The organism is uncultured Pseudokineococcus sp., from assembly GCF_947495735.1.
Taxonomy (GTDB): Bacteria; Actinomycetota; Actinomycetes; order Actinomycetales; family Quadrisphaeraceae; genus Pseudokineococcus.
In genome coordinates, this window is record NZ_CANMAA010000002.1 from 82,321 (window position 1) to 106,974 (window position 24,654).

A 24,654-nucleotide genomic window follows, 5' to 3' on the forward strand; every position below is an offset into this window, starting at 1 on the left:
AGCGGACCTCGACGCCGGACAGCCGCAGGACCGCGGTCAGCTGAGCACGCCCAGCTGCTCGCCGATCTGCTCGATCTGGTCGTGGTCGCCGGGCTCCGCGGCGACGAAGCTCCCGGCCCCGAAGAGCTCCAGCACCTGCGCGTCGTCGGGGTCGTCGGCCGACAGCCCCAGGAGGTAGTCCGTCATCCGGTCGGGCAGGTCCTCGCCCAGCCGCTCCACGGCCGCGGGCCCGAGGAGCCAGTGGTAGTCGTGGTAGGCCGGGGTGCGGGAGTGCAGCTGCACGGCGGGGTCCACCTCCCCGGCCTCGGTGCGGGCGAGGCACACCTGCTCGTTGAGCACGCCCGCCTCGTAGGTGCCGGAGGCGACCAGCTGCAGGGTGGCGTCGTGCGAGCCGCTGAAGCCCGGGTCGCCGGGGAACCCGCGCGGGTCCACCCCCTGCTCGGCGAGGAAGTAGGCCGGCATGAGGAAGCCGGACGTGGACGTCTGGCTCCCGTAGGTGAACCGCAGCCCGGCGAGCTCCGTGAGGTCCTCGGACGGCGCGAGCCCGGTGGCGGCGTTCACCACGAACACCGAGCGGAAGTCCTCGTCGATGTCCCGCTGGGCGATGACGCGGGCACCGGGGGTCTGGCGCCGGGCCTGGACGCCGGTGAGCCCGCCGAACCAGACCATGTCCAGGTCCCCGGTGCGGAAGAGGGAGACGGCGGCGCCGTAGTCGGTGACGGGGCGGTAGGTGACCTCGAGGCCCGTGGCCTCGGCCATCGACCCGGCGAGGACGCCGTAGAGGCGCTGCAGGACCTCGGGGTCCTGGTCGGGGATGGCGCCGATGGTCAGCGACCCGCCGGCGCCCCCGCCCGCGGACGACGACCCGGAGGGCTCGGCGGCCGGGGAGACCGGCGAGGGGCGACCGCTGCAGGCGGCGAGCCCGGCGGCCGCGGCGGCGGTGGCGGCCGCGCTCAGGAAGCCGCGCCGGCCGAGGTGGCGCGTCGGTGCTGCGGAGCCGCCCGACCGGACGGCGGAGGGGCGCCTCATGTCGTGGCGCCGGAGTCGAGGACGAGGACGAGGACGGGCACGGTGGCCTCCTGGGACGGTGGGATCGGACGCCGCCATCGTGTCCTACGGCCCGGCCCCCGCCGCTCCTACGCGTCGGTGCGGGCCGCCGCCCGGGCCACCGACTGGCCGAGCCACCGCGCGCGGCTGCCGGCTGCCCGCCGGGCCAGCGGCCGCAGCACCCTCCCGCGGAGCGTGCGCGAGGACGTGGCCGTGTCCACCCGCAGCCGGCTGCCCGCGCCGGCCGGGACCACGGCCAGGTGCAGGACGGCGGTGACGTGCTCGTCGTCGTGCCACATCTCGCGCCACAGCACGCTGCGCGGCCCCGTGCGCTCGGTCAGCACCCGCACCGAGCGAGTCGTGCGGCCGCTGTCGTAGACCAGGCGCAGGACGCCGTCGTCGTCGCTCAGGCCGGTGACGGCGGGGTCCCACTCCGGTCGGCGCCGCACGTCGCCGACCAGCGCCCACACCGCGTCCGCGGCCACCGGCACCTCGTGCGTCGTCGAGGCCGAGGTCCGCCGGTGCGCCGGTCCGAGCGCGGCCAGCGCGGCGGTCACCTCGACCGGCAGGTCCGGGTCTCCCGCGGCCGTCGTGGTCGCCAGCGAGGCGCGCAGGTCCTCGACGTCGACGCCGGCCCCCGCCAGCACCCGCTCGACACGACGCCCCTCGTCGTCCAGCAGCGCCCGCAGCAGGGCGCGGTCGTCCTGGCCGTGGTCGGCCGAGCGCATCACGGCCAGCGCCCTGCTGCCCCAGGGGACGCCGGCGCTCGTCCGGGCAGTCCGGTCCGGTGACACCGCGGGAGGTGCCGGCGCGTGCACGCCGAGGGCTCGGGCGTCGGTCTCCTGCAGCCGCTGGACGGCCCCGCGCAGCGACGGCAGGTCCGCGCCCGCCGCCACGAGGCAGGACGCGCTCGGGCCCCCCGTGACCAGCAGACCGACGAGCAGGTGGTCGACGTCGAGCTCGGGGTGACCCAGCTCGGCGACCTCCTCCATCGCCGCCGCGCTGATGTACCGCGACTGGCGCAGCAGCGAGCGCCCTCCACGGCGCCGCGCCCGGCCCTGCCCCTGACTCGTCATGACCGCTCCCCCTGGTCCGCACCGACGTCCCGCAACCGCTTGGCGTACTTCTTGTGGACGGCCTGACGGGTGACCCCGAGGTCGGCGGCGATCTCCGACCACGACGCCCCCGACCGCAGCGCCGCCTCGACCTGGCGCAGCTCGAGCGTCTCCAGCAGTCGTCGCAGCGCCGCCACGGCCCGCAGACCGCGGGAGTGGTCAGCGGTGTCGGCGGCTGCGCCGGCGAGCTGGGTCGCGTCCACAGATGTCAACGTAGGTTGCTAGAGCGAGCGACGTCAACCTCAGTTGCGCACCTGGGCTCGCCCCACGGGTGACCCGAAGGCCTCCGCCCTCCCGAGACCCGCTGACCGGCGGGCCGATCCGCGCTCCCCACGTCCACCGACCGGACCCGTGGTCCGCGCTGCGCGCCGCCTCGGCGATGATCGCCGCATGGCTCGCGCGCTCCTGCTGGAGAACCTCCACCCCCAGGCCTCGACGATCCTCGCCGGCTCCGGGGTGACGCCCGTCGAGCACAGCGGGGCCATGGACGAGGACGAGCTGATCGCCGCGCTCCAGGGCGTCTCGGTGCTCGGCATCCGCTCCAAGACCACCGTGACCGAGCGGGTGCTCGAGGCCGTCCCCGACCTCCAGGCCATCGGCGCCTTCTGCATCGGCACCAACCAGATCGACCTCGACGCCGCGGCGGCCCGCGGCGTCGTCGTCTTCAACGCGCCCTTCTCCAACACGCGCAGCGTCGTCGAGCTCGCGATCGCGGAGATCATCGCCCTCACGCGCCGCCTGACCGTCAAGGACTCCACGCTGCACGCCGGCGTGTGGGACAAGTCCGCCGAGGGCAGCCACGAGGTGCGCGGGCGCACCCTCGGGATCGTCGGCTACGGCAACATCGGCAGCCAGCTGTCCGTGGTCGCCGAGGCGCTCGGCATGTCGGTCCTGTACTACGACACCGCCGAGAAGCTCGCCCTGGGCAACGCGCGCCGCTCCCCCGACCTGGAGAGCCTGCTGCGCCACAGCGACGTCGTGACGCTGCACGTGGACGGCCGCTCGGGCAACGCCGGCTTCTTCGGCCGCGAGCAGCTGGCCCAGATGCGCGAGGGCTCCGTCTTCCTCAACCTCTCGCGGGGCTTCGTCCTCGACCACGACGCGCTCGCCGACGCCATCACGAGCGGCCACCTCTCCGGCGCGGCGATCGACGTCTTCCCCGAGGAGCCGAAGAAGCGCGGCGACGCCTTCGCCTCGCCGCTGCGCGGCCTGCCCAACGTCATCCTCACGCCGCACATCGGCGGGTCCACCGAGGAGGCGCAGGAGGACATCGGCCGATTCGTCGCCACCAAGCTGCGCGACTACCTGCGCACCGGCAGCACCAGCCTGTCCGTCAACGTCCCCGCCGTCGCCCTCGAGCGGGTGCCCGGGTCGGCGCGGCTGGCGCACCTGCACCAGAACGTCCCCGGCGTCCTCGCCACCGTGAACCGGGTGCTCGCCGAGCACGGGGTCAACGTCGACGCGCAGCACCTGACGACCCGCGGCTCCTTCGGCTACTCCGTCACCGACGTCTCCGAGGGCGTGGGGACGGAGGTCGTCGAGGCGCTGCGTGCGATGCCCGAGACGGTGCGCCTGCTCGTCGTGTGAGTCCGTGCGGGGCACGGACGGCGGCTGCAGCGCCTGGGGGCTGCAGCCGCCGCGCCGGTCAGGGCGGGCAGGACCCCTCGTAGGCGGAGCTGGTGTCGACCGCCGTGCAGCGGAACGCCGACGGGTTGACCTCGGTGGGCGGCAGCCACGCGTCCGCAGCCTCCTCGTAGTCGGACGCCAGCCCGATGAGCGGGGCCTCCTCCCACGCGGCACCCAGGAAGACGAGGCCCACGGGGTCGCGGCCGACGTCCTCGGTGTAGCCCGCCGGGACGATGACGGACGGGTACCCGGCGCGGGCGCCCACCCCGGTCGTGCGCGACGCGGAGACGACGGCGTCCAGGTCGTCCGCCGGGTCGGCGTCGGTGCGCCGCAGGGCCGTGTCGATGGCGGCCCGGGTCTCCTGGAGCCCCTGGTCGCGCGCCGCCTCGTAGGCGGCCGCCGTCGCCGGGTCGGAGAGGTCCACCTCGGCGGACGCCTCGAGCAGCCGCTGGCCGAACTTCAGCGCCTCCCGGGGGTGCGCCTCGTCGTACGCGATGACGTCCTCCAGCGAGCGGACAGGCCCGTCGGGCAGCCGGGAGAAGTAGGCGTCGAGGTCGCGCTCGAACTCGTACGTGAGGATGCTCGGCGCGCTGGTGCCGCCGACCTCCACCTCGACCAGCTCGGCCCCCTCCGCCCGGAGCACGTCGAGGGCGTCGAGGTAGACCTGGTCCGCCGCGCTCGGAGGGGTCGTGGTGACGGGCACGTACCCCAGGCGCGCACCGTCCAGCGCGTCCGTGGACAGGGCGTCGGCGTAGTCCGTGCCCGCGTACGGCCGGCTGGCCGTGGTCGCGGGGTCCTCCGGGTCGACCCCCGTCATGCCGGTGAGCAGGGCCGCGGCGTCCGCGACCGAGCGCGCCATCGGGCCGGCGGTGTCCTGCGACGCGGAGATCGGCACGATGCCGCTGCGGCTGACCAGCCCGACGGTCGGCTTGATCCCGACGACGCTGCTCGCCCGCGCCGGGGACAGGATCGACCCGGACGTCTCCGTGCCCACGGTCGCGGCGGCCAGCCCGGCGCCCGCGGCGCTGCCCGAGCCGGCGCTGGAGCCGCTCGGGGTGTCCGCGAGGTCGTAGGGGTTGAGCACCTGGCCGCCGAGCGAGCTGTACCCGCCCGGCATCCCGGTGGTCATGAAGTTGGCGAGCTCCGTGAGGTTCGTCTTCCCCAGGACGATCGCGCCCGCGGCCTCGAGCTGCGCGGTCACGAACGCGTCCCGGTCGGGCGTGCTCCCGGCCAGCGCGACGGAGCCGGCCGTCGTCGGGATCCCCGCCACGTCGATGTTGTCCTTCAGCAGCACCGGGACGCCGTGCAGGGGGCCGCGCGCTCCTCCGGTGCGGCGCTCCCGGTCCAGGTCGCGGGCCTGCGCCAGGGCGTCGGGGTTGAGCGAGCGCACGGCGTTCAGGCCCGGGCCGCGGCTGTTGAGCGCGTCGATGCGCAGCAGGTAGGCCCGCACCAGACGGGCGGACGTCGTCCGGCCGCCGTCCAGCGCGGCGCTGACCTCGGTGAGCCCCGCGGTGTCGAGGTCGAGACCGCCCAGCGCCGGCGGTCGGGCGGGCGCCGAGGACTCCGCGGGGGCTGCGAGCGTCGCCGCCCCCGCGACGAGGACGGCGGCGACGGCGAGCGCGGCACCCGCACGGCGGACGCCGGGCGATCCGGGGCCGAGGGCACCGGCGGGTGGGACGGCGGTGGGCGATGGACGGGGCACGGGTCCTCCTCGAGGGCGTCACGCGGTCGGGCGACACGCGGTTCGCCCGACATGGTGCGTCTGCCCGGTCGTGTGCGGGAGGGCTGAGCGCGAAGTGGGGCACGACTCGCGTCCGGACGTGGGAGACCGGTCACCACCGCGCGTCCCGGAGGTAGCGTGCGGGCACCCGCGACGGTGCGGGCTGCAGGAGGTGCGCTGGTGGCGACGGTGCAGGACGCCCGCGAGCGCCGGGCCGCGCTCGTGCGGGCCCGCCAGCGCGCGCTCGTGGAGGCCGCCCCCGGCGAGGCCGGGTCGATCCCCGTGCGCGACGTCATCCGCGCCAGCTGGCGCCGCAGCCTGCGCTCGGTCGACGACGACCTGGCCTCGGCGCCGCTGGCGGACGAGTCGGCGACCGCCGAGGCCTGGCGCGCCTCGCCCCTGCAGCGGGCGGTCGGCGCGCTGGAGGAGGAGCTGCGCCACGTCGCCGACGACGGCGACCTCGTCGTCGCGGTGACCGACCCCAGCGCCCGCATCCTGTGGACGTGCGGCGGGCGCGTGATGCGCGAGCGGGCCGAGCGCGTCAACTTCGTGGCCGGAGGACGCTGGGACGAGGCCAGCGTCGGCACCAACGCCCTCGACCTCGCGCTGCGCACCGCCGGACCGGCGACCGTCTGGTCGGCCGAGCACTTCGCGCCCGCGGTCCAGGGGTGGGTGTGCTGGGCCGCTCCCGTGCGCGACCCCCGCGGCGTCCCGCTCGGGGTGCTGGACCTGTCGACGACGTGGGAGCGCTCGCACCCCCTGGGCCTGACGACGGCGAGGGCGCTGGCGGCCCTGCTCGCGCACGAGGTCGCAGCGGCGGCCCGCGAGGGACGGACGCCCGGGCCGGCGGCGCCCGGTGCCCTGCACCTGCGGCTGCTGGGCGCCTGCTCGGCCGAGCTCGACGGGGAGGAGCTGCGCCTCACCCGGCGCCAGCTCGAGCTGCTCGCGGTGCTGTCGCTCTCCCCCGCCGGGCTCGCGGCCGACGCCCTCCACGACGCCGTCTACGGCGACGCGCCGGTGACGCGCTCGACGCTCAAGGCGGAGGTGAGCCACCTGCGGACCCTGCTCGGCGGCGGCATCGGCTCTCGCCCGTACCGGCTGCTCCTGCCCTGCACGACCGACGTGGACGTCGTGCGCCGGCGGCTGCGCGCCGGGGACGCGGCGGGGGCCGCCGAGGCCTGGGGCGGTGAGGTGCTCGCCGGCGCGGGCGGGACCGACTCCCCCGTGCTGCGCCGGGTCGACGCGGAGCTCTCGGCGGGGCTGCGCGACGCCGTCCTCGCGACCGGCGACCGCGCCGTCGCCCTGACCTACGCCGCCACCTCGGGCGCCGACCCGCACGTCGTGCGCCGCGTCCTGGGCGCGACGCGCTGAGGCGGCCCCGCTCTCGGACGGGGACCAACCTCCGGCCAACCTCGCCCTCCTAGCGTCGGGGCACGGCGCTCGTCACCGACGACGGGCGCGCACGACGCTGGAGGGCGAACGTCATGGCCTACACCCGTCCCGGAGCCGAGGGCTCGCTCGTCTCGGTCCCCGAGGTCTACGAGAACTTCATCGGCGGCAAGTGGACGCCGCCCGTGCACGGCGAGTACTTCGACGACATCTCCCCGGTCGACGGGAAGCCCTTCGTCAAGGTCGCCCGGGGCACGTCCGCGGACGTCGACCTGGCCGTCTCGGCCGCGCACGGCGCCGCGCAGGTCTGGGGCCGCACCTCGGTGACCGAGCGCTCCAACGTCCTGCTGGCGATCGCCGCGCGGATCGAGGAGCACCTCGAGGAGCTCGCCGTCCTGGAGTGCTGGGAGAACGGCAAGCCGGTCCGCGAGACGCTCGCGGCGGACCTGCCGCTGGCCGTCGACCACTTCCGCTACTTCGCGGGGGCCGTCCGCGCGCAGGAGGGCTCGATCGGCGAGATCGACCACGACACCGTCGCCTACCACTACCACGAGCCCCTCGGCGTGGTCGGCCAGATCATCCCGTGGAACTTCCCGATCCTCATGGCCGCGTGGAAGCTCGCCCCCGCGCTCGCGGCCGGCAACTGCGTCGTCCTCAAGCCCGCCGAGCAGACGCCCGCGTCGATCCTCAAGGTGATGGAGCTCATCGCCGACCTGCTGCCCGACGGCGTGCTCAACATCGTCAACGGCTTCGGCGTGGAGGCCGGCAAGCCGCTGGCCTCGCACTCCGGCATCGCCAAGATCGCCTTCACGGGCGAGACGACGACGGGCCGGCTGATCATGCAGTACGCCAGCCAGAACATCATCCCGGTGACGCTCGAGCTCGGCGGCAAGAGCCCGAACGTCTTCCGCGCCGACGTCATGGCCGAGGACGACGCGTTCCTCGACAAGGCGCTCGAGGGCTTCGCCATGTTCGCCCTCAACCAGGGCGAGGTCTGCACGTGCCCCTCGCGCGCGCTGGTCCACGAGTCGATCTACGACGAGTTCATGGAGAAGGCCATCGCGCGGGTCGAGGCCATCGTCACCGGCGACCCGCTCGACCCGGCGACGATGATCGGCGCGCAGGCCAGCAACGACCAGCTCGAGAAGATCCTCAGCTACCTCCAGATCGGCCGGGAGGAGGGCGCGAGCGTCCGCACCGGCGGCGGCCAGCGCACGGTGGAGGGCTACGAGGGCGGCTACTACGTCGAGCCGACGGTCTTCGAGGGCAGCAACTCGATGCGCGTCTTCCAGGAGGAGATCTTCGGACCGGTGCTGTCGGTCACCCGCTTCAGCGACGACGCCGACGCGCTGCGCCTGGCCAACGACACCCTCTACGGCCTCGGCGCGGGCGTGTGGAGCCGCGACACCAACGCGGCCTACCGGCTCGGGCGCGGCATCGAGGCGGGCCGGGTGTGGGTGAACAACTACCACTCCTACCCCGCGGGAGCGGCCTTCGGCGGGTACAAGGCCTCCGGCATCGGCCGCGAGAACCACAAGATGATGCTCGACCACTACCAGCAGACGAAGAACCTGCTCGTCTCCTACTCCCCCGACAAGCTCGGCTTCTTCTGATGCCGGCCGGGGACGGCCGCGGGGGCGCCGGCGCTGCCGTCGCCCCCGCGGGGGGCGGCGCGGCGGTCCCGGACGAGGTGCAGGTGCTGGACGCCGCCGAGCTCGAGGGGCGCACGGCGTCGCGGGTGGACATCACCCCCGGGGCGGCGGCACTGCTCGAGCGGCTGAGGAGCCGGCACGGGCCGCTGATGTTCCACCAGTCCGGCGGCTGCTGCGACGGCAGCTCGCCCATGTGCTTCCCGCAGGGGGACTTCCTCACCGGCACCGGTGACGTCCTGCTCGGCGAGGTGGCCGGCGCCCCGTTCTGGATGTCGGCGTCCCAGTACGGCTACTGGCGGCACACGCACCTGACCGTCGACGTCGTCCCGGGCCGCGGCTCGGGTTTCAGCGTCGAGGCCCCCGAGGGCGTGCGCTTCCTGATCCGCTCCCGCCTGCTCACCGAGGCCGAGCAGGCGCTCCCCGAGGTGGTCGCGGGCGGCTGACCCGGGGGCCGGCCAGCGGGAGGTCGTGCAGGACGACGTCCTCGAGACGGCCGCCGTCGGCCGTCGCCGTCAGGTACGTGCAGCGGGGCTGGCGGCGGCGGTCGGTGGGCGAGCCGGGGTTGAGCAGGCGCAGACCCCGTGGCGTGCTCGTGTCCCAGGGGATGTGGCTGTGGCCGAAGAGCAGCACGTCGGCGTCGGGGTGTGCTGCCTCGCAGCGCCTCTCGCGCCCGTCCTTGCCGCCGGTCTCGTGGACGACCTCCACCCGCAGGCCCGCCAGCCGTGCGCGGGCGACCTCGGGGAGGCGGGCTCGCAGGCCGTCCCCGTCGTTGTTGCCCCAGCAGGCCAGCAGGAGCGCGCTGCGCTCCAGGAGGTGGTCGAGCGTCGCCTCGTCCACCCAGTCGCCGGCGTGGACGACGACGTCGGCGGCGGCCAGCGCCTCCTCCACCTGCTCGGGGAGCTGCTTCGCGCGCACGGGCAGGTGGGTGTCGGCGAGGGCCACCAGGCGCACCGGGCCCGGCAGGACCTCGCCCTGGTCGAGGAGCCGCCCCACGCCTCAGGCGCTCCCGTGCGAGGCGTCGGGCGCGGCCGCCCGAGCCCGCGGTGCGCCGGTGCGTCCGGATCGCCTCGTCATGCCCCGACGCTAGGTCAGACACCGACGGCCGGCACCCCCCCGGAGGGGCACCGGCCGTCGACAGACGCGCTGGTCGCGCGAGAGCCGCTGCGTCAGAGCGCAGTCGGCGTGATGAGCCCCGAGGTCTGCGTGCGGGCGCGCGAGAAGCGCTCGGTGACGTCGGCCCAGTTGGCGACGCCCCACCAGGCCTTGACGTAGTCGGCCTTGACGTTGCGGTACTGCAGGTAGAAGGCGTGCTCCCACATGTCGAGCATCAGCAGCGGCACGATGCCGACCGGCACGTTGCCCTGCTGGTCGTACAGCTGGACGATGATCAGCTTCTGGCCGATCGAGTCCCACGCGAGGATCGACCAGCCCGAGCCCTGGATGCCCATCGCGTTGGCCGTGAAGTGCGCGCGGAAGCCGTCGAAGGAGCCGAAGTCCGCGTCGATGGCGGCCGCGAGCTCGCCCTCCGGCTTGTCGCCGCCGTCCGGGCTCATGTTGTTCCAGAAGACCGAGTGGTTCGTGTGGCCGCCGAGGTTGAACGCGAGGTTCTTCTCGTAGAGGTTCACGGCGCCGAGCGAGTCCGTGGAGCGGGCCTCGGCCATCTGCTCGAGCGCGGTGTTGGCGCCGGTGACGTACGTCTGGTGGTGCTTGGAGTGGTGCAGCTCCATGATCTCGCCGCTGATGGCGGGCTCGAGCGCGGAGTAGTCGTACGGAAGGTCGGGCAGGGTGTACTCGGCCATGGGTCCTCCTCAGGGGCTCCGGGCGTGCGTCCTGCCGGCGCTGGGGCCGACGAAGATCACCCTGCTCCCTCGTCCCGGGGGCTGCAAGCGCTCCGCCGTCGGCTCGACGGGCGCGCGGGCCCTCCGCCCGCTGCTGCGGGGAGCGCGACGCCCGCCCAGGATGGGCCTCCCGCCGCAGCGCCGAGCCGCGGCCCCGCCCCGGGAGCACCGATGGCCGCGAAGGACCCCGGCGACGTCCCCGACGTCGACCTGCCCAGCACGCTCGAGCGCTCGGGCGCCAAGGCGCAGCGCACCTACGCCAGGGCGAAGGCCTCGGCCGAGGAGTCCTACGGCGACGGCGAGCGCGCGAACCGCGTCGCGTGGTCGGCGCTCAAGCACACGCACGAGAAGGTCGGCGACCACTGGGAGCCCAAGGAGGAGAAGGGGCCCTCGGACGCCCAGGCGGAGGGCGGCGCGCAGACGGACCGGGGCACCGCGGGCGGCGTCGACGCGAACGCCAGCAAGGAGCACCTGCTGGACCTGGCGCGGCGCCTCGACGTGCACGGCCGCTCGTCGATGAGCAAGGACGAGCTGGTCGAGGCGCTGCAGAGGGCCAACGACGCCAGCACGCGGCGCAGCCGCGGCTGACCCCGGGGCGGGCGGGCCCGACGGGGTCGACGCGCCGCTGTCGCACCCCCCGCCTACGCTCGAACACATGACCGAGCAGAGCAGCCAGCAGCCCCCCGCCGACGACGCGGACCAGGCCCTCCGAGACGCGCAGGACGCCGAGGACACCCGCGGCGCCCACGGCGACGGCCGCCCCGAGGGCCAGGAGCCCGGGTCGACGACGGCCGACGCCGAGAAGGACCCGGAGACCTGGGTCACCGGTGACCAGCCCGCCACCGGCCCGCAGCGCAGCTACCTGAGCACGCTGGCCCAGGAGGCCGGGGAGCAGGTGCCGGACGACCTCACCAAGGCCCACGCGTCCGAGGAGATCGACCGCCTGCAGGACAAGACGGGTCGCGGCTGAACCGTCCCCTGCACCACCCGCTGCGCCCCGGGACCCCACGTCCCGGGGCGCAGCACGTCGTGGGGGCGCAGCACCGCTCGGGCCGCAGCGCCTCGACGTCGCCGGAGGCGGAGGCGCCGGGTGGCGAGGACGCCCCGGGGAGCGTGGACTCCTCGGGGGCAGCGGCGCACGCCGCGCTCCCGACGGTCGCGCCCGCAGGGGCGCGCCACCACGGCCTCGACGGCCCGACCGGAGGAGCACCCATGAGCCCCGCACCCCAGACCCCCGACCAGCCGCGCGACGAGGGCGTCGCCAAGGTCGCCGAGCTGATCGCCGGCACGAAGATCTGCATGCTCACGACGACCGACGACGACGGTCGCCTCGTCAGCCGCCCGATGGCCGTGCAGGAGGTCGAGTTCGACGGCGACCTGTGGTTCTTCTCCGACGGGGACTCCCGCAAGGTCGACCAGGTGCGCCACGGCGCCCACGTCAACGTCGCGTTCGCCTCCGGCGACTCCTGGGTCTCCGTCGCAGGGGACGCGGAGGTCGTGCGCGACGTGGACAAGGCGAAGGAGCTCTGGAACGAGGGCGTGAAGGCCTGGTTCCCCGACGGCCCGGAGGCCCCGGGGCTCGTGCTCGTGAAGGTCCACGCGGACAGCGCCGAGTACTGGGACACGCCCGGGGGACGCGCGGCGACCCTCCTCTCCTACGTCAAGGCGCGGGCCACCGGCGAGCGCTACAGCGGTGGCGAGAACGAGACCGTCAGCCTCTGAGGTGCTCCGGCGCAGGGGCGGCCGCCGCGCGAGGCCCGGGAGCCGCCCCTAGCGTCGGAGGATGAGCACCTCCACCTCCGCCGGCCCCCCGGCGTCCTCCGCCCCCCGGCCCTCTCCGCGCTCCGGTGACGCCCCTGCCTGGGACGCCGGCGCCGTCGTCGTCGTGGGGGCGGGCATCGCCGGGCTGGCGTGCGCGCGCTCCCTCCGGGACGGGGGCCTCGACGTCGTCGTGCTGGACCGGGGCCGCAGCCCCGGCGGCCGGCTCGGGCTGCGCCGCACGGGGAAGGGCACCGACGCCGAGCGCGTCGTGGACGTCGGGGCCTCTTACGCCGTCCCGCGGGCCACGTCCTTCACCGCCCTGGCGGAGTCCTGGCGCGCCCGGGGCGTCACGGGCCCCTGGACGGACACGCTCCTCGCCGTCAGCCGCGACGACGGCGGCCGGGTCACCAGCACCCCGAAGCCGGGCCCGGTGCGCTGGTCGGCGCCGGGTGGCCTCCGGTCCCTGACCGACGACCTCGCCGAGGCGCTCGCCGGCGACGGCGTCCCCGTGCGCGAGCACGACGTGCGCCGGGTCGACCGCGACGCCGCGGGCGCGCTCTCGGTCGACGGCCACCCCTGCCGCGCCGTGGTGCTCGCGATGCCCGAGCCCCAGGCCGTGCGCCTCGTGGGTCCCGGCCTCTCCGAGGAGACGGCCGACCTCCGGGACCGCGCGTGGACGCCCGTCATCACCGTGTGGGCCCGCTGGGACGAGGCCTGGTGGCCGGCGATGGACGGCGCTTTCGTGAGCGGCTCCCCCGCCGTCGAGTTCGTCGCCGACGACGGCCGCCGGCGCGGCGACGGCGCCCCCGTGCTCGTCGCGCACTCCACCCCGCAGCTGGCCCGCGACCACCTCGGCGACCCGCCGGCGGCCGTCGCGCCGGTCCTCGCCGAGCTGGGTGCGCTGCTCGGCCGCGGGGAGGCCCCCGCCCCGGTCGAGACGGGCGCGCAGCGGTGGACCTTCGCCCGCCCCGACGGCGGCCGGCCGGAGACCTCCCGACTCTCACGCGGCCTCGGCGTGTGCGGCGACGGGTGGGGCGAGCGCCCCGGTGTCGAGCAGGCCTGGCTGTCCGGCACCGAGCTCGGCGGTCGCCTCGCGGCCGAGGTCGCAGGTGCCTCCCCCCGGACGTAGCGTCCCGGCCATGGAGACGCGACGGCTGGCCGGGCTCGAGGTCAGCGCCCTCGGGCTGGGCTGCATGGGGATGAGCGAGTTCTACGGCACGTCGGGCGACGACGACGCGGCCGTCGGGGTGATCCGGCGGGCGCTGGACCTCGGCGTCACGCTGCTCGACACGGCCGACATGTACGGCCCCTTCACCAACGAGCGCCTCGTCGGCCGGGCGCTGGCCGGGCGCCGCGACCAGGTGGTCGTGGCGACCAAGTTCGGCAACGAGCGCGGCCCGGGCGGCGAGCGGCTCGGCGTCAACGGCCGGCCCGAGTACGTGCGCTCGGCCTGCGACGCCTCGCTGGAGCGCCTCGGCGTCGACGTCATCGACCTCTACTACCAGCACCGCGTGGACCCCGACGTCGCCGTCGAGGAGACCTGGGGCGCCATCGCCGAGCTCGTGGAGGCCGGGAAGGTCCGCTGCGCCGGTATCTCCGAGGCCGCTCCGGAGACCATCCGACGGGCGCACGCCGTGCACCCGGTCGCCGCGGTGCAGACCGAGCTCTCCCTGTGGACCCGGGACCCGCAGGAGAACGGGGTGCTGGACGCCGTCCGCGAGGTCGGTGCCGGGTTCGTGGCCTACTCCCCGCTCGGGCGCGGCTTCCTCACCGGCGCGATCCGCAGCGAGGAGGACTTCGGCGAGGACGACTTCCGCCGGAAGAACCCCCGCTTCCAGGGCGAGAACCTCCGGCGCAACCTCGAGCTGGTCGACCGCGTCCGCGAGATCGCCGACCGCAAGGGCGTGACGTCGGCCCAGCTGGCGCTGGCCTGGGTGCTGTCGGTCGGCGCCGAGCGCGGCGACGTCGTCGCCATCCCCGGCACGACGAAGGTCTCGCGGCTGGAGGAGGACGTCGGCGGGGCGGACGTCGAGCTCGACGACGAGGACCTCGCCGCGATCGACGCCGCCGCCCCGGCCCTGGCCACGGCCGGGGACCGCTACCCGGACATGAGCCCCGTCCACCGCTGAGCCCCGTCCACCGCTGAGCCCCGTCCACCGCTGACCGACCTCGGGCCCGGACCCTGCCCGCCGCTCCCACCGCAGGCACCTCACGCACGAGACCACTGGAGGAGAACGATGGCTGACGAGTACAAGAAGGGTGACGACGTCACCTGGTCCTCGCACGGGAACACCGTCCACGGCACGGTCGAGAAGAAGATCACCGAGGACACCGAGGAGGCCGGCCGCACGGTCCGAGCCAGCAAGGACGAGCCGCAGTACCTCGTCGAGAGCGACAAGACCGGCAAGGAAGCCGTCCACAAGGGCACGGCGCTCGACGCGGACTGACGCAGTCCCCGGCCGAGGGCCGGACGAGCGGAGGAGCGGCGGACCGGTGGTCCGCCGCTCCCTCTGCACTCCCCCGGTGCGCTGCGCGGGTGGCGCGTCAGCGAGCGGAAGAGCCCGCCGTGGCCCGTCCGACGCCGGGCTCCTGCGCCACCGGGACCCGCTCGTCCCCGGCCCCGCCGGCCCGCCCGGCGCCTGGCCGCCCGGGCGCACGGGTGCTCGCGCCGGAGCGCCGCTCGGCGCGCACGGCCAGGGCGAGCACGACCAGTCCCAGCGCCGACGCACCGACGCCCACCCACATGGGGGCCGTGAGCCCGAGGCCGGCCGCCAGCACCGCGGCCCCCGCGGAGGCGCCCAGGGCGTTGGCCAGGTTGAAGGCGCTCTGGTTGGCCGCGGCGACCATGCTCCCGCCGGCACCTCCGGCGCGGATGATCCTGTCCTGCAGGCCCGGTGACGCGCCGAAGGTGACGACGCCGAGGAGGAACAGGGTCGCCACCGCAGCCGGGCGCGACTGCGAGGTCACGGTGAAGACGGCGAGCAGGAGCGCCGTCGAGGTCATGCCGCCCACGAGCACGCCCGTGGGCGCCCGGTCGGCGAGCGGGCCCCCCAGGAGGGTCCCCACGACGGAGCCGACGCCGAAGACGGCGAGCACGACCGACATCTGCCCCGGGGTGAAGCCGGCCCGCTCCGTGAGCACGGGGGCGATGAACGAGTAGACGGCGAACAGGGCGCTGAAGCCCGTCAGGGTGACGCCGAGCAGCAGCCACACGGCCGGGACGCGGAAGGACGCCAGCTCGGCGCGCAGGCTCCCGCGGTCGACGCCGGTGCGCGGCACCAGGGCCAGCACCGCGACGGCCGTGACGACGCCGAGCGCAGCCACCACCGCCATCGGCAGCCGCCAGCCGAGCGCCTGGCCGAGCGCCGTCGCGGACGGCACGCCCACGACGTTGGCCACGGCGAGGCCCGCGAGGACGAGGCCGATGGACTGGGCGGCGCGCCGCGGCGGCACCACCGCGCGGGCCACGACGGCGGCCAGCCCGAAGAAGGCGCCGTGCACGAGCGCGGTGACGAAGCGGGCCACGACCAGCGCCCGGGCGTCCGGGGCCAGGGCGCACGCCAGGTTCCCGAGCACGAAGACGGCCATGAGCACGACCAGCGCGGTGCGCGGCGGGACCCGGGTGCCGGCCGCCGTGAGCAGGGGCGCGCCCACGACCACCCCGACGGCGTAGGCGGTGATGGTGGCGCTCGCCGCCGGCAGGGAGATCCCGAGGTCCGCGGCCACGAGCGGCAGCAGGCCCATCATCATGAACTCCGCGGTGCCGACGGCGAAGGCGCCGACGGCCAGCGCCACGAGCGTGTGGCGGGCGCGCAGCGGTCGGCGGCCCCGTCGTGGACGCAGGCGGGGCGGACCGACGCGGGTCGGGGTGGGCGGCGGGGGCACGGGGCGGCTCCGGTGTCGGGGCCGGACGGTCCCCTGCGGGCGTCCGGGGGACGGGTCTCGCCGACCCCGTCGTCGCCGTCCCGGCGCGGGCCGGGAGCGCCAGTCCACCACGGGCGGCGCCCGCGCGTCACGCCGCTCGGCGCGCTCCGACGACGTGGGGCACCATCGCGCGCGTGGCGCAGACGGCGGAGCTCCTGCTCGACGCGGCGACCGAGGACGCCGTGCTGGCCCAGTGGCGGGCCCTGGTCGAGGCGGACCTGCCGAGCCAGGCCCGGCACACCGGGGAGACGAACCGCCCCCACGTCACGCTCGCCGTCGCCGGCGCCCTGCCGGACGACCTCGACGAGCCGCTGCGCCACGCCGCGGGAGACCTGCCCCTGCCGGTCCGGCTGGGCCCGCTCGTCGTCCTCGGCGGCCGCCGGCACGTGCTGGCCCGGCTGCTCGTCGCGACCCCCGACCTGCTCGCCCTGCACGCCCGCACCGCCGAGGTCGTGCGCGGGTGCCCCGACCGCAGCGAGCTCGTGGAGCCCGGAGCGTGGACGCCGCACGTGACGCTGGCGCGCGGGCTGAGCGGCGAGCAGGTGGCCGCGGCCCTGGCCGCCCTCGGCCGCCCCGCCGACCTGACCGCGAGCGTGACGGGGGTGCGGCGCTTCGACGGCGACGCCCGGGCCGTGCGCCTCGTGGCCGGGCGGGACGAGCGCGGGCTCAGCCCAGGCGGGTGACCAACGAGGTGAGGACCGGCGTCAGGGGTGCGTCGAGGCGCAGGGTCGCGGTGGCGTCCGCGCGCGAGGGCCCCTGCGTCAGGACGGCGACCGGGATGCCGGCGCGCCGGGCGTGCAGCACGAAGCGGTAGCCCGACATCACCGTGAGGGACGAGCCCAGGACGACGAGGCTGCGGGCGGCGTCGACCCGCGCGAAGCAGTCGTCCACCCGGGCCCGCGGCACGGTCTCGCCGAAGAAGACGACGTCCGGCTTCAGCGGACCGGCCCCGCAGCGCTCGCAGGGCACGACGACGAAGCGGCCGACCGCGGCCTCGGGCAGGTCGACGTCGCCGTCCGGGTTGACCTCGCCCGCCGGCGGCTCGGGCGCGAAGCCCGGGTTGGCCTCGCGCAGGCGCCGGTCGAGCCGCTCGCGCGGCGAGACGTCGCGGCAGGAGAGGCAGACGACGCGGTCGAGGCTGCCGTGCAGCTCCACGACGTCGCGCGCGCCGCCGGCCTGGTGCAGGCCGTCGACGTTCTGGGTGATCGTGCCCCGCACGAGCCCGAGCGCCTCCAGCGCCGCCACGGCGCGGTGGCCCTCGTTCGGCCGCGAGCGCGCGATGACGCGCCAGCCGACGTGGCTGCGCGCCCAGTAGCGCTGCCGGGCCGTCGGGCCGTCCTCGCTGGCCCCGGTGAAGGCCTGGTAGGTCATCGGGGTGTGCCGCCGCAGGGAGCCCTGCGGGCCGCGGTAGTCGGGGATGCCGGAGTCGGTGGACAGCCCCGCCCCGGAGAGCACGAGCGCTCCCCCGCGACCGACGACCTCGGCCAGCTGCCGCGCCGACTCCTCGACGTCGCGGACCACCGGGGGCGCCTGCTCGCCCGGCAGCGGCCGAGCCGGACGCAGCGCCAGCGACGGGCGCACGAGCGGCTGCGCGGGCGGCGGCGTCGGCACGCCACCACGGTACGTCCGGGCCCGGCCGGCGGACTCTCCGGCCGGGCCCTCCGGCTGGTCGGGGGCGGGCTGGTCAGGGGCGGGGGTCGTCCGGATCGGAGTCGGCGAAGGTCTCGTGGCGCGCGGCCACCGCGACGTCGGGGTTGTCGCTGAAGACGGCGTCGACCCCGGCCTCGTAGAAGGCGCGGTGCTCCTTCGCCGACTCCCCGGTCGCCCGCGCGTAGAGAGGGCTCGCCGGGTCCCCGCCGCGCAGGTCGGTCGGCAGGAAGGCGTTCTCGCGGCGCAGCGTGTAGACGGCCACCTCCAGGCCGGCGCGGTGCGCCCGCGCCACGAGGTCGGTCGGCTCGCCGAGGGACCCGTCCGCCTCGCGGGGGATCACGTACCCCTTCTCCGCGCCGATGACGTCGACGAAGCGGGACAGGCGGCGGAGCTGGCCCGAGCCGGTGAGGTCGCCGTAGGTCGTCCGGCGCCCCTGCGCCGCGTAGTCCGGCGGCACCGACGTCGGGCCGGCGAGGTTGAGCGAGGTGCGCACGTCGCTGACCGCGTCGACCTCCTGGAGCGGGGTGACGTCGAAGGACTGCACCACGACGGGGTCGTCCTCGTCGTCGAGCCCGTAGGAGGCCAGCTCGTCCACGAGCCGCTGCGGCATGGGCAGCCCGATGCTCGCGAAGTACGTGGGGTGCTTCATCTCCGGGATGACGCCGACGCCCGCGGCCTGGGCGAGCTCGACGACCTCGGCCAGGGTCGGGACGGGCTCGACGCCGTCGTAGGCCGTGTTCTCCGGGCGCAGCTCGGGCAGCCGCTCGCGGGCGCGCAGGGTCCGGAGCTCCGCGGCGGTGAAGTCCTCGGTGAACCACCCGGTCAGCTCGACCCCGTCGACCGTCTTGGTCGTGCGCCGGTCGGCGAACTCGGGCCGGTCGGCCACGTCCGTGGTGCCGGAGATCTCGTTCTCGTGCCGCACGAAGAAGACGCCGTCCTGGCTCAGCACGAGGTCGGGCTCGATGTAGTCGGCGCCCATGGAGATCGCCATCTCGTAGGCGGCCCCGGTGTGCTCGGGCGCGTAGCCGCTGGCGCCGCGGTGGGCCAGCACGAGCGGGACGTCGCGGCCCTCGCCGCGACCGGTGGCCGTCCCGACGGCGGGACGGGTCTCGTCCACCGCCGCGTCGACGGCCACGCGCTGCAGCGCGGGTGTGCTCGCGCCGGCCAGCGCGACGACGGTGGCGGCGCTGACGACCAGGCGGTTCCAGGACATGCGTGCTCCTCAGGGGCGTACCGGTGCAGACGCTCCTCATCATGGCGCTCGCCCGTCCCGCGGCGCGGGACTTCTCGGCGACGGCAGACCCACGAGCCCGCGACGGCTCGGTGACGGGCCGGGGAGCGCGGATGCCACCGCGACGCGGCCCGCACCGGCGCGCCCGTCGTCCAGGTGACCGCGGAGCGCCTCCGGCGCCTAGGCTGCACCGGTGAGCGAGGCGAGCAGCACCCCGACCGGTGCCCCGAGCGTCCCGGCCCCCGCCGGCACGACCGAGGAGCTGCGCCTGGAGCCGCACCCGCGGGGCGCCTCGGCGGCCCGCGCCCTCGTCGCGCAGCTGCTGTCGCCGGTGGCCCCGCCGTCGGTGGTGGAGACCGCCGTCCTGCTCACCAGCGAGCTGACCACCAACGCCGTCCTGCACGCGCGGGGCGAGGTGGTGGTCCGCGTCGAGATCGAGGGTCGGCTCGTGCGCGTCGAGGTGACCGACCACTCCTCGCAGACCCCGGCCCTGCGCGTGCCCCGGCTCGACGCGTCCGGGGGGCGCGGGCTCGTCCTCGTCGAGGCGCTGAGCTCGCGGTGGGGCAGCAGGCTCGTGCGGGGCGGCAAGGCCGTGTGGTTCGAGCTCGCCCTCAGCGCGCCCTGACGCCCCTCCCCTGGCGCGCCTGCCGGGCGCACCTCCCGGGCGCCCGTCCCGCGGACGCGCCCGGCGCGGCGTCCCGGCCCAGACGCACGAGACCCCCGGCACCTCGTGCCGGGGGTCTCGTGCGTCTGGGCGGGTGGGGGCCGGGGTCAGCCCGCGGTGTAGGTGAGGCAGTTGGCCTGGAGGTCGTGCCCGGGGCCGACCCGGACCGACTGCGCGGTGCAGGTGAGGTCCTTGTTGAAGGAGCAGTCGGTGCGCTCGCACGCGCCCACTTGACCGACGACGCGGTCCAGACCGCCCTTCGTCGAGATGTCGAAGAAGGTTCCGCAGCCCGCGGTGCCCTGCTCGCTGCGGACGGTGATGGCGGGCGCGTGGCACCCGTCGTGGTTGAACGCGCAGCCGTCGACCGCGCACTCGCTGACCTGGGGCATCTCGAGCAGGGACATGGGGGGTCTCCTCGGGGTCGGCCACCTCGGCGGCAGCGCTCTGCAGTGGGGCGACCGTAGCCCTCAGAATGCCGGGCGCGCACCGAAGGGAAGCCTTTCTTGAGCGCTTCTCGGGGCTTTGTCGACAGGCGAAGCAGGAAAGGCATCCCTCACCTCGCGCGATGTCCTGAGGAAAGGCGTTCCTACCTGACAGGCCGTTCTGGGGGCGCCGCCACCTGGCTCGGCCCCGCGCGGCGCCGCGTCAGCGCCCGAGCGCCACCTCGTCCAGCGACCCCAGCTCGCGCCACCGGCCGCGCCGCCCCGGCGCGGGATCCCCCGCCGGCAGGACCAGCACGTCCGCGGCGACGAGCGGGCCGAGGTCGAGCCCGGTCAGCCCGGCGACGTCCTCGACCGGCACCGCGAAGGTGCGGAAGGGCCCCAGCGGCGGCGGCTCGTCGACCAGCGCGGCGCGGGCAGCGGCGACCTGCAGGTCCACGGAGCCCAGCTGCGGCGCCTGGTCGAGGACGTGCGCGACAGCGGCCAGGTGCAGCCCGTCGGGGCCGGCCGCCGCCACGCGACGACCTTCCAGAAGAGCCAGGGCACCTGGACGCCCCGGTAGGACGGGTCGTCCGCCGCGAGGACGGGACCCGTGAGCACGGCCATCCGCAGGTCGAGCACCTCGGCGCGGGACAGGACGTGGTCCTCCAGACCGAGCCACAGCTCGCGCGACTGGTTGAACGCCGAGGCCTGGGGCGCCGCGTTGGGGTAGGTGGAGGTGTCGGCCTCCGCCCGGGCGGCCTCCTCGGCAGAGCCCCACACCGGGTCGCTCCGGCGCACGAGGTGCCCCCGGTCCAGGTCGTTGCGGGCGTACAGCTCCGGGCCCGCCTGCGCCTCCTCGGGCACGCGCGGGTCGAGCCGCCAGTCGCCCGAGCGCCGCAGGTCGCGCAGCTGCGCCCCGTCGACGACCACGGCCGTCGCCGCGGCGAGCCGTCGCCGCGGGTCCAGGAGCACGGTGAAGTGCGTGCTGGGCAGCTCCACGAGGCGCTCGCGCGCAACCGGCTCCTCCGGTCGTGGCAGCGGCACGGCCACCCCGAGGAAGGCGGGGTCGTAGCCGTCGGGCTGCGGCGGCCGCCGGCCCGGCTCGCCGGCGCCGCGGGAGGTCGCCTCGCTCTCGTCGTCCACGCCGCGAGCACAGCACGGACCACCGACGGCCGGGGTGGACGAGCGCCGGGGGCCGGCCCTCGACGCGCGCGTCCACGGCGGCGCGCCGCTCTCGTCGGCGGTCGGGTCCAGACTTCCGACGTCGACCAGTGACGAGCACAGACGCACCGTCACCACCCCTGAGGGTGGCGCGGTGCACGAGGAGGGTCCGTGGACATCCAGGCAGCGCGGGAGAGCAAGCGGGAGCTGCTGCGGACGGCAGCCACCGCCCAGGCCGCGGCCGCCGCGCCGGCGGGCGGCCTCGTCGTGGGGGTGCGCGTGTACGGCGGCGGTCGGTACGGGCTCGCCGTGCGCCACGACGGCAGCGCGGGCGCCGAGCTGGGCGCCCGGGCGCGCGAGCTGGCGGGCGAGGACGCCGACGTGCTGGACGTCGGTGCCGTCCGCGCCCTGGTCGGCCGGGCCCAGCGGCTCGACCCCGGCGCGCCGCCCGCGGTCGAGCGCGCGCTCGCCGGCACCCCCACCCCGGAGGAGCCCGGTCGCTGGGCGGCCGAGGTGCTCCAGCAGCGCGAGCGGCCGCTGCGTCCCGGCCTCTCGGTGGCCCAGCGCGCCGTCACGGCCGGCACGATCGGCGCCTTCGTGGTGCTCGCGGGCGACGAGCGGCGGTACGTGCTGTCGAACAACCACGTGCTGGCCGACTCCGACCGCGCTGCGCCCGGCTCGGAGGTGCTGCAGCCCGGCAGCGCCGACGGCGGCACGGCGGCCGACGTGGTCGGCGACCTCGCCGTGGCGCTCCCCCTGCAGCTGGCGACGCCGAACGTCGCCGACGCCGCCCTCGCGCGGCTGGCCGACGACGTCGACGTCGAGGCGCTGTACCCGGTCGGGGCCATCGCCACGACCGCTCCCGCCGACGACGACCTGGTCGTCGAGAAGGTCGGGCGCACGACCGGTCTCACGCGCGGCGTCGTCACCGCCGTCGAGCTCGACGGCGTGGCGGTCGGCTACCCCGGCGGCGCCGTCGTGTTCGACGACCAGATCGAGGTGACGGGCTCCGCGGGGGCCTTCTCGGCCGGCGGTGACAGCGGCTCGCTCGTCTACGACCCGGTCGCCCGCGCCGCGGTGGGCCTGCTCTTCGCCGGCAGCGAGCGCGGCGGACCGGCCGGCACCGGGCTCACCTTCTGCAACCCGGTGGACCGCGTGCTGGAGGCGCTGGGGGCGCGCCTGCTCGGCTGAGACCGCCTCCGGTCCGCGCCCGTGGTGCGGGGGCGTGCGGCGGTGCACACTGCCCGGATGAGCCAGACGCCCCCCGACGGCGGGCCCGGCGCCAGCCGGGACGCCGCTCGCGCCGCCAAGACCCGCCTCGCCTCGAGCCTGGCCGGTGACCGGCGCGTCAACGGGGTCGGGGTGGTCCGGCGGGCGCAGGCCTACGCGGTGCGCGTCAACGTCGTCGCCGACGACGACCGGCCCGAGCTGCCCGCCGAGGTGGACGGCGTGCCCGTGCAGGTGGACGTCGTGGGAGCCATCACCGCGACGCGAGCCGCGCGATGAGCGACGGCGCGTCCCCGCGCGACGGGGCCTCCGACGGGGTGCGGGACCTCGACGTGCTGGTGCTCGGGGCCACCGGCTTCACCGGGCGCCTGGTGGCCCAGCAGCTGGCCGAGCGCGCCGCCCTCACCGGCGTCCGCTGGGCCGTCGCGGGGCGCAGCCCGGACAAGCTCGCGATGCTGCTCACCCAGCTCGGGGTGCCGCACGTGCCCTCGGTCGTCGTCGACCTCCAGGACGGCGCGGCGCTCGAGCGCGCCGCTCGTCGCACGCGCGTGCTGCTCGACCTCGCCGGGCCCTACTCGACCACGGCGGACGCCGTCATCGAGGCGTGCGTGCGGGGCGGCGCCTCCTACGTCGACCTCAGCGGTGAGATCCCGGCCGTCGCCCGCTCGGTGCGGGCCTGGCACGAGCCGGCACGGCGCGCGGGCGTCCGCGTCGTGCAGGTCAGCGGCTACGAGGCGCTCCCCGCCGACCTCGCGGTCCTGGTCGCCTGCTCCCGGGCCGCCCGGACCGACGCCTCCGCCGCCTCCGACGGCACCGCGGGCGCGCTCGGGGACGGACCGGGCGCCGGCGGGCCGGTCGTGGCCGTCTCGGTCACCACGACGGCCAGGCCGCCGCGCCGGCGGATGGGTCTGTCCGACGCCGTCTCGGGAGGCACGCTGCAGAGCATCGCGGAGGTCCTCGCCGACGACGACGCGCGCGCCGCCGGCGACCCGGCCGCGCTCGTCCCGGACGAGCGCGCCGCCCGGCGGGTGCGGCGGACGAGCCCGCTGTCGCTGCGGCCGCGCGTGGTCCGCGGTCGCGTGCTCGGCCCCCTCGTGCCCGCGGGGTTCATCGACCCCCCCGTCCTGCACCGCACCGCAGCGCTGCTGGCCGCCGAGCGGGGGGTGCCGCACTCCCCCGCCGCGCTGGCCGAGGGCATGGACATTGGTCCCGCGCGCCTGCCGGTGGGCGCGCTGGCCCTCCTGGCGGCGACCGCGTCCGCCGCGCTCCAGCGGGCCGTGCTGGGCCTGACCCGGCTGCCGTCCCCCGTCCGGGCGCGGGTCGCGAGCGCGCTGGCGAGGGTGCTCCCAGGCTCGGGCACCGGCCCGCGGGGCGAGGTCCTCGACGGGTGGACGTGGAGCGTGCGCGCCGACGCCCTGACCCGCTCCGGCGCCCGGGCGTCGGCCGTCCTGGACGGCGTGGGTCACCCCGGGTACCGGGCGACGGCGCGGATGGTGGCCGAGGTCGGGCTGCTGCTGGCCGCCAGCGCCGACGACCCGCCCCGCACGGGGCACCTGACGCCCGCGCTCGCGGTGGGCCTGGAGGGCCTGCCCGCGCTCGCCGCCGCCGGGCTCGTGCTGCGCGAGGACTGAGCCGGGTCGTCGGCCGCTACCGTGCCGGGCGTGGGGGCTGGAGTGCGCGCGGGCGGTGCCGGACGTCCGGAGGCCGACCTGGCCCTCAGGACGGCGACCGCTGAGGACTGGCCGGCGATCGAGCCGATCTTCCGGGCCGTCGTGGAGGCCGGGGAGACCTACGCCTACCCGGACGAGCTGACCTCGACCGAGGCGCAGGGCCTGTGGCTCGAGCCGGCCCCGGGGTGGGCGCTCGTCGCGCTGTTGGACGGGAAGGTGGTGGGGACGGCCAAGGCCGGCCCCAACCGGCCGGGACGCGGCGCGCACGTCGGCACGGCGAGTTTCATGGTGGCGCCGGGCTCCTCCGGCCGCGGGGTCGGTCGGGCGCTCGGGGAGCAGGTGCTCGCCCGGCTCGCCGCCGAGGACTACCGCGCCGTGCAGTTCAACGCCGTCGTCGAGACCAACGTGCGGGCGGTCGCGCTGTGGCGCTCCCTGGGCTTCGACGTCGTCGGCACCGTGCCGGAGGCGTTCGACTCCCGCGCGCACGGGCTCGTCGGCCTGCACGTGATGCACCGCCCGCTCTGACGCGCCCCGGCGCCTCGGGCGCCCCCCTCGCG

Annotated in this window: 28 protein-coding genes; 16 read left to right on the plus strand and 12 right to left on the minus strand. The window is 76.3% G+C overall.

Going from position 1 to position 24,654, the window contains the following annotated elements; genetic code table 11:
* Positions 1-36: 36 nt before the first annotated feature.
* The 3 genes from Q0848_RS03310 to Q0848_RS03320 all read right to left on the minus strand — a co-directional run bounded on the left by Q0848_RS03310 (position 37) and on the right by Q0848_RS03320 (position 2,365).
* Positions 37-1,029, minus strand: a complete 993-nt coding sequence (locus Q0848_RS03310; RefSeq protein WP_299034755.1) for a putative selenate ABC transporter substrate-binding protein — start codon at positions 1,027-1,029, stop codon at positions 37-39.
* Positions 1,030-1,136: 107 nt separating this feature from the next.
* Positions 1,137-2,123, minus strand: a complete 987-nt coding sequence (locus Q0848_RS03315; protein WP_299034758.1) for a Clp protease N-terminal domain-containing protein — start codon at positions 2,121-2,123, stop codon at positions 1,137-1,139.
* Positions 2,120-2,365: a hypothetical protein gene (locus Q0848_RS03320; RefSeq protein ID WP_299034761.1), complete on the minus strand. Its 246-nt coding sequence runs from the start codon at positions 2,363-2,365 to the stop codon at positions 2,120-2,122. The genes Q0848_RS03315 and Q0848_RS03320 overlap by 4 nt, the downstream gene beginning before the upstream one ends.
* A gap of 187 nt (positions 2,366-2,552) precedes the next feature.
* Between Q0848_RS03320 and serA the strand changes: the two genes are divergently transcribed.
* Positions 2,553-3,749: a phosphoglycerate dehydrogenase gene (gene serA, locus Q0848_RS03325; RefSeq protein WP_299034764.1), complete on the plus strand. Its 1,197-nt coding sequence runs from the start codon at positions 2,553-2,555 to the stop codon at positions 3,747-3,749.
* Positions 3,750-3,807: 58 nt separating this feature from the next.
* Here serA and Q0848_RS03330 read toward each other — a convergent pair whose 3' ends face one another.
* The gene (locus tag Q0848_RS03330; protein WP_299034767.1) at positions 3,808-5,490 is read right to left on the minus strand and encodes an amidase family protein; all 1,683 of its coding nucleotides are present in this window, start codon (positions 5,488-5,490) and stop codon (positions 3,808-3,810) included.
* A 198-nt stretch (positions 5,491-5,688) separates the two neighbouring features.
* On the opposite strand from Q0848_RS03330, the gene Q0848_RS03335 reads away from it, so the two are divergent.
* The 3 genes from Q0848_RS03335 (at position 5,689) to Q0848_RS03345 (ending at position 8,992) form a co-directional block, all read left to right on the plus strand.
* Positions 5,689-6,879, plus strand: a complete 1,191-nt coding sequence (locus Q0848_RS03335) for a transcriptional regulator (protein WP_299034770.1) — start codon at positions 5,689-5,691, stop codon at positions 6,877-6,879.
* 113 nt (positions 6,880-6,992) lie between these two features.
* A complete protein-coding gene (locus tag Q0848_RS03340) occupies positions 6,993-8,510 on the plus strand; it encodes an aldehyde dehydrogenase family protein (RefSeq protein WP_299034773.1) in 1,518 nt (505 codons plus the stop codon).
* An 86-nt stretch (positions 8,511-8,596) separates the two neighbouring features.
* Entirely contained in the window at positions 8,597-8,992 is a 396-nt protein-coding gene (locus Q0848_RS03345; RefSeq protein WP_366146405.1) for a DUF779 domain-containing protein, read from the plus strand.
* Here the strand turns inward: Q0848_RS03345 and Q0848_RS03350 are convergent.
* A complete protein-coding gene (locus tag Q0848_RS03350; RefSeq protein ID WP_366146406.1) occupies positions 8,946-9,500 on the minus strand; it encodes a metallophosphoesterase in 555 nt (184 codons plus the stop codon). The two genes, Q0848_RS03345 and Q0848_RS03350, sit on opposite strands and share 47 nt — an antisense overlap.
* 215 nt (positions 9,501-9,715) lie before the next feature.
* Positions 9,716-10,348 carry a superoxide dismutase gene (locus Q0848_RS03355; RefSeq protein WP_299034782.1) on the minus strand — a complete coding sequence of 211 codons (633 nt, stop codon included), beginning with the start codon at positions 10,346-10,348 and terminating at the stop codon, positions 9,716-9,718.
* 210 nt (positions 10,349-10,558) lie between these two features.
* Here Q0848_RS03355 and Q0848_RS03360 point away from each other — a divergent pair, with 210 nt between their 5' ends.
* From Q0848_RS03360 to Q0848_RS03385, 6 genes are all read left to right on the plus strand, one after another.
* Complete coding sequence (locus Q0848_RS03360; RefSeq protein WP_299034785.1) at positions 10,559-10,975, plus strand: ChaB family protein; 417 nt, start codon at positions 10,559-10,561, stop codon at positions 10,973-10,975.
* A 67-nt stretch (positions 10,976-11,042) separates the two neighbouring features.
* Entirely contained in the window at positions 11,043-11,357 is a 315-nt protein-coding gene (locus Q0848_RS03365; protein ID WP_299034788.1) for a DUF3072 domain-containing protein, read from the plus strand.
* 242 nt (positions 11,358-11,599) lie between these two features.
* Positions 11,600-12,109, plus strand: a complete 510-nt coding sequence (locus Q0848_RS03370; protein ID WP_299034791.1) for a pyridoxamine 5'-phosphate oxidase family protein — start codon at positions 11,600-11,602, stop codon at positions 12,107-12,109.
* Between the two features lie 61 nt (positions 12,110-12,170).
* On the plus strand, positions 12,171-13,277 hold the full coding sequence (locus tag Q0848_RS03375) for an NAD(P)/FAD-dependent oxidoreductase (protein ID WP_299034794.1): 1,107 nt from the start codon (positions 12,171-12,173) through the stop codon (positions 13,275-13,277).
* 10 nt (positions 13,278-13,287) lie between these two features.
* Complete coding sequence (locus Q0848_RS03380; protein WP_299034796.1) at positions 13,288-14,277, plus strand: aldo/keto reductase; 990 nt, start codon at positions 13,288-13,290, stop codon at positions 14,275-14,277.
* Positions 14,278-14,385: 108 nt separating this feature from the next.
* A complete protein-coding gene (locus Q0848_RS03385; RefSeq protein ID WP_299034800.1) occupies positions 14,386-14,595 on the plus strand; it encodes a DUF2945 domain-containing protein in 210 nt (69 codons plus the stop codon).
* A 97-nt stretch (positions 14,596-14,692) separates the two neighbouring features.
* Here the strand turns inward: Q0848_RS03385 and Q0848_RS03390 are convergent, their stop codons facing one another.
* A complete protein-coding gene (locus Q0848_RS03390) occupies positions 14,693-16,033 on the minus strand; it encodes an MFS transporter (RefSeq protein ID WP_299034802.1) in 1,341 nt (446 codons plus the stop codon).
* Between the two features lie 173 nt (positions 16,034-16,206).
* Here Q0848_RS03390 and Q0848_RS03395 point away from each other — a divergent pair, with 173 nt between their 5' ends.
* Positions 16,207-16,755 carry a 2'-5' RNA ligase family protein gene (locus Q0848_RS03395; RefSeq protein ID WP_299034805.1) on the plus strand — a complete coding sequence of 183 codons (549 nt, stop codon included), beginning with the start codon at positions 16,207-16,209 and terminating at the stop codon, positions 16,753-16,755.
* Here Q0848_RS03395 and Q0848_RS03400 read toward each other — a convergent pair.
* Positions 16,739-17,560: an NAD-dependent protein deacetylase gene (locus tag Q0848_RS03400; protein WP_366146407.1), complete on the minus strand. Its 822-nt coding sequence runs from the start codon at positions 17,558-17,560 to the stop codon at positions 16,739-16,741. The two genes, Q0848_RS03395 and Q0848_RS03400, sit on opposite strands and share 17 nt — an antisense overlap.
* 196 nt (positions 17,561-17,756) lie before the next feature.
* Positions 17,757-18,935, minus strand: a complete 1,179-nt coding sequence (locus tag Q0848_RS03405) for a glycerophosphodiester phosphodiesterase family protein (protein WP_299034811.1) — start codon at positions 18,933-18,935, stop codon at positions 17,757-17,759.
* 211 nt (positions 18,936-19,146) lie between these two features.
* On the opposite strand from Q0848_RS03405, the gene Q0848_RS03410 reads away from it, so the two are divergent.
* Positions 19,147-19,578, plus strand: coding sequence for an ATP-binding protein (locus tag Q0848_RS03410; protein ID WP_299034814.1), 432 nt, complete (start codon positions 19,147-19,149; stop codon positions 19,576-19,578).
* 146 nt (positions 19,579-19,724) lie between these two features.
* Here the strand turns inward: Q0848_RS03410 and Q0848_RS03415 are convergent, their stop codons facing one another.
* From Q0848_RS03415 to Q0848_RS03425, 3 genes are all read right to left on the minus strand, one after another.
* Positions 19,725-20,021 carry a DUF1540 domain-containing protein gene (locus Q0848_RS03415; RefSeq protein ID WP_299034817.1) on the minus strand — a complete coding sequence of 99 codons (297 nt, stop codon included), beginning with the start codon at positions 20,019-20,021 and terminating at the stop codon, positions 19,725-19,727.
* A 241-nt stretch (positions 20,022-20,262) separates the two neighbouring features.
* Positions 20,263-20,418, minus strand: a complete 156-nt coding sequence (locus Q0848_RS03420) for a hypothetical protein (protein ID WP_299034820.1) — start codon at positions 20,416-20,418, stop codon at positions 20,263-20,265.
* Positions 20,391-21,182 carry a DNA/RNA non-specific endonuclease gene (locus Q0848_RS03425; RefSeq protein WP_299034823.1) on the minus strand — a complete coding sequence of 264 codons (792 nt, stop codon included), beginning with the start codon at positions 21,180-21,182 and terminating at the stop codon, positions 20,391-20,393. Before Q0848_RS03425 ends, Q0848_RS03420 begins: the two co-directional genes overlap by 28 nt.
* A gap of 189 nt (positions 21,183-21,371) precedes the next feature.
* Here Q0848_RS03425 and Q0848_RS03430 point away from each other — a divergent pair, with 189 nt between their 5' ends.
* The 4 genes from Q0848_RS03430 to Q0848_RS03445 all read left to right on the plus strand — a co-directional run bounded on the left by Q0848_RS03430 (position 21,372) and on the right by Q0848_RS03445 (position 24,622).
* Positions 21,372-22,391: a hypothetical protein gene (locus tag Q0848_RS03430; RefSeq protein WP_299034826.1), complete on the plus strand. Its 1,020-nt coding sequence runs from the start codon at positions 21,372-21,374 to the stop codon at positions 22,389-22,391.
* Between the two features lie 57 nt (positions 22,392-22,448).
* Positions 22,449-22,706, plus strand: coding sequence for a hypothetical protein (locus Q0848_RS03435; RefSeq protein WP_299034828.1), 258 nt, complete (start codon positions 22,449-22,451; stop codon positions 22,704-22,706).
* A complete protein-coding gene (locus tag Q0848_RS03440; protein ID WP_299034830.1) occupies positions 22,703-24,058 on the plus strand; it encodes a saccharopine dehydrogenase NADP-binding domain-containing protein in 1,356 nt (451 codons plus the stop codon). The genes Q0848_RS03435 and Q0848_RS03440 overlap by 4 nt, the downstream gene beginning before the upstream one ends.
* 78 nt (positions 24,059-24,136) lie before the next feature.
* A complete protein-coding gene (locus Q0848_RS03445; protein ID WP_366146408.1) occupies positions 24,137-24,622 on the plus strand; it encodes a GNAT family N-acetyltransferase in 486 nt (161 codons plus the stop codon).
* Positions 24,623-24,654: the final 32 nt, after the last annotated feature.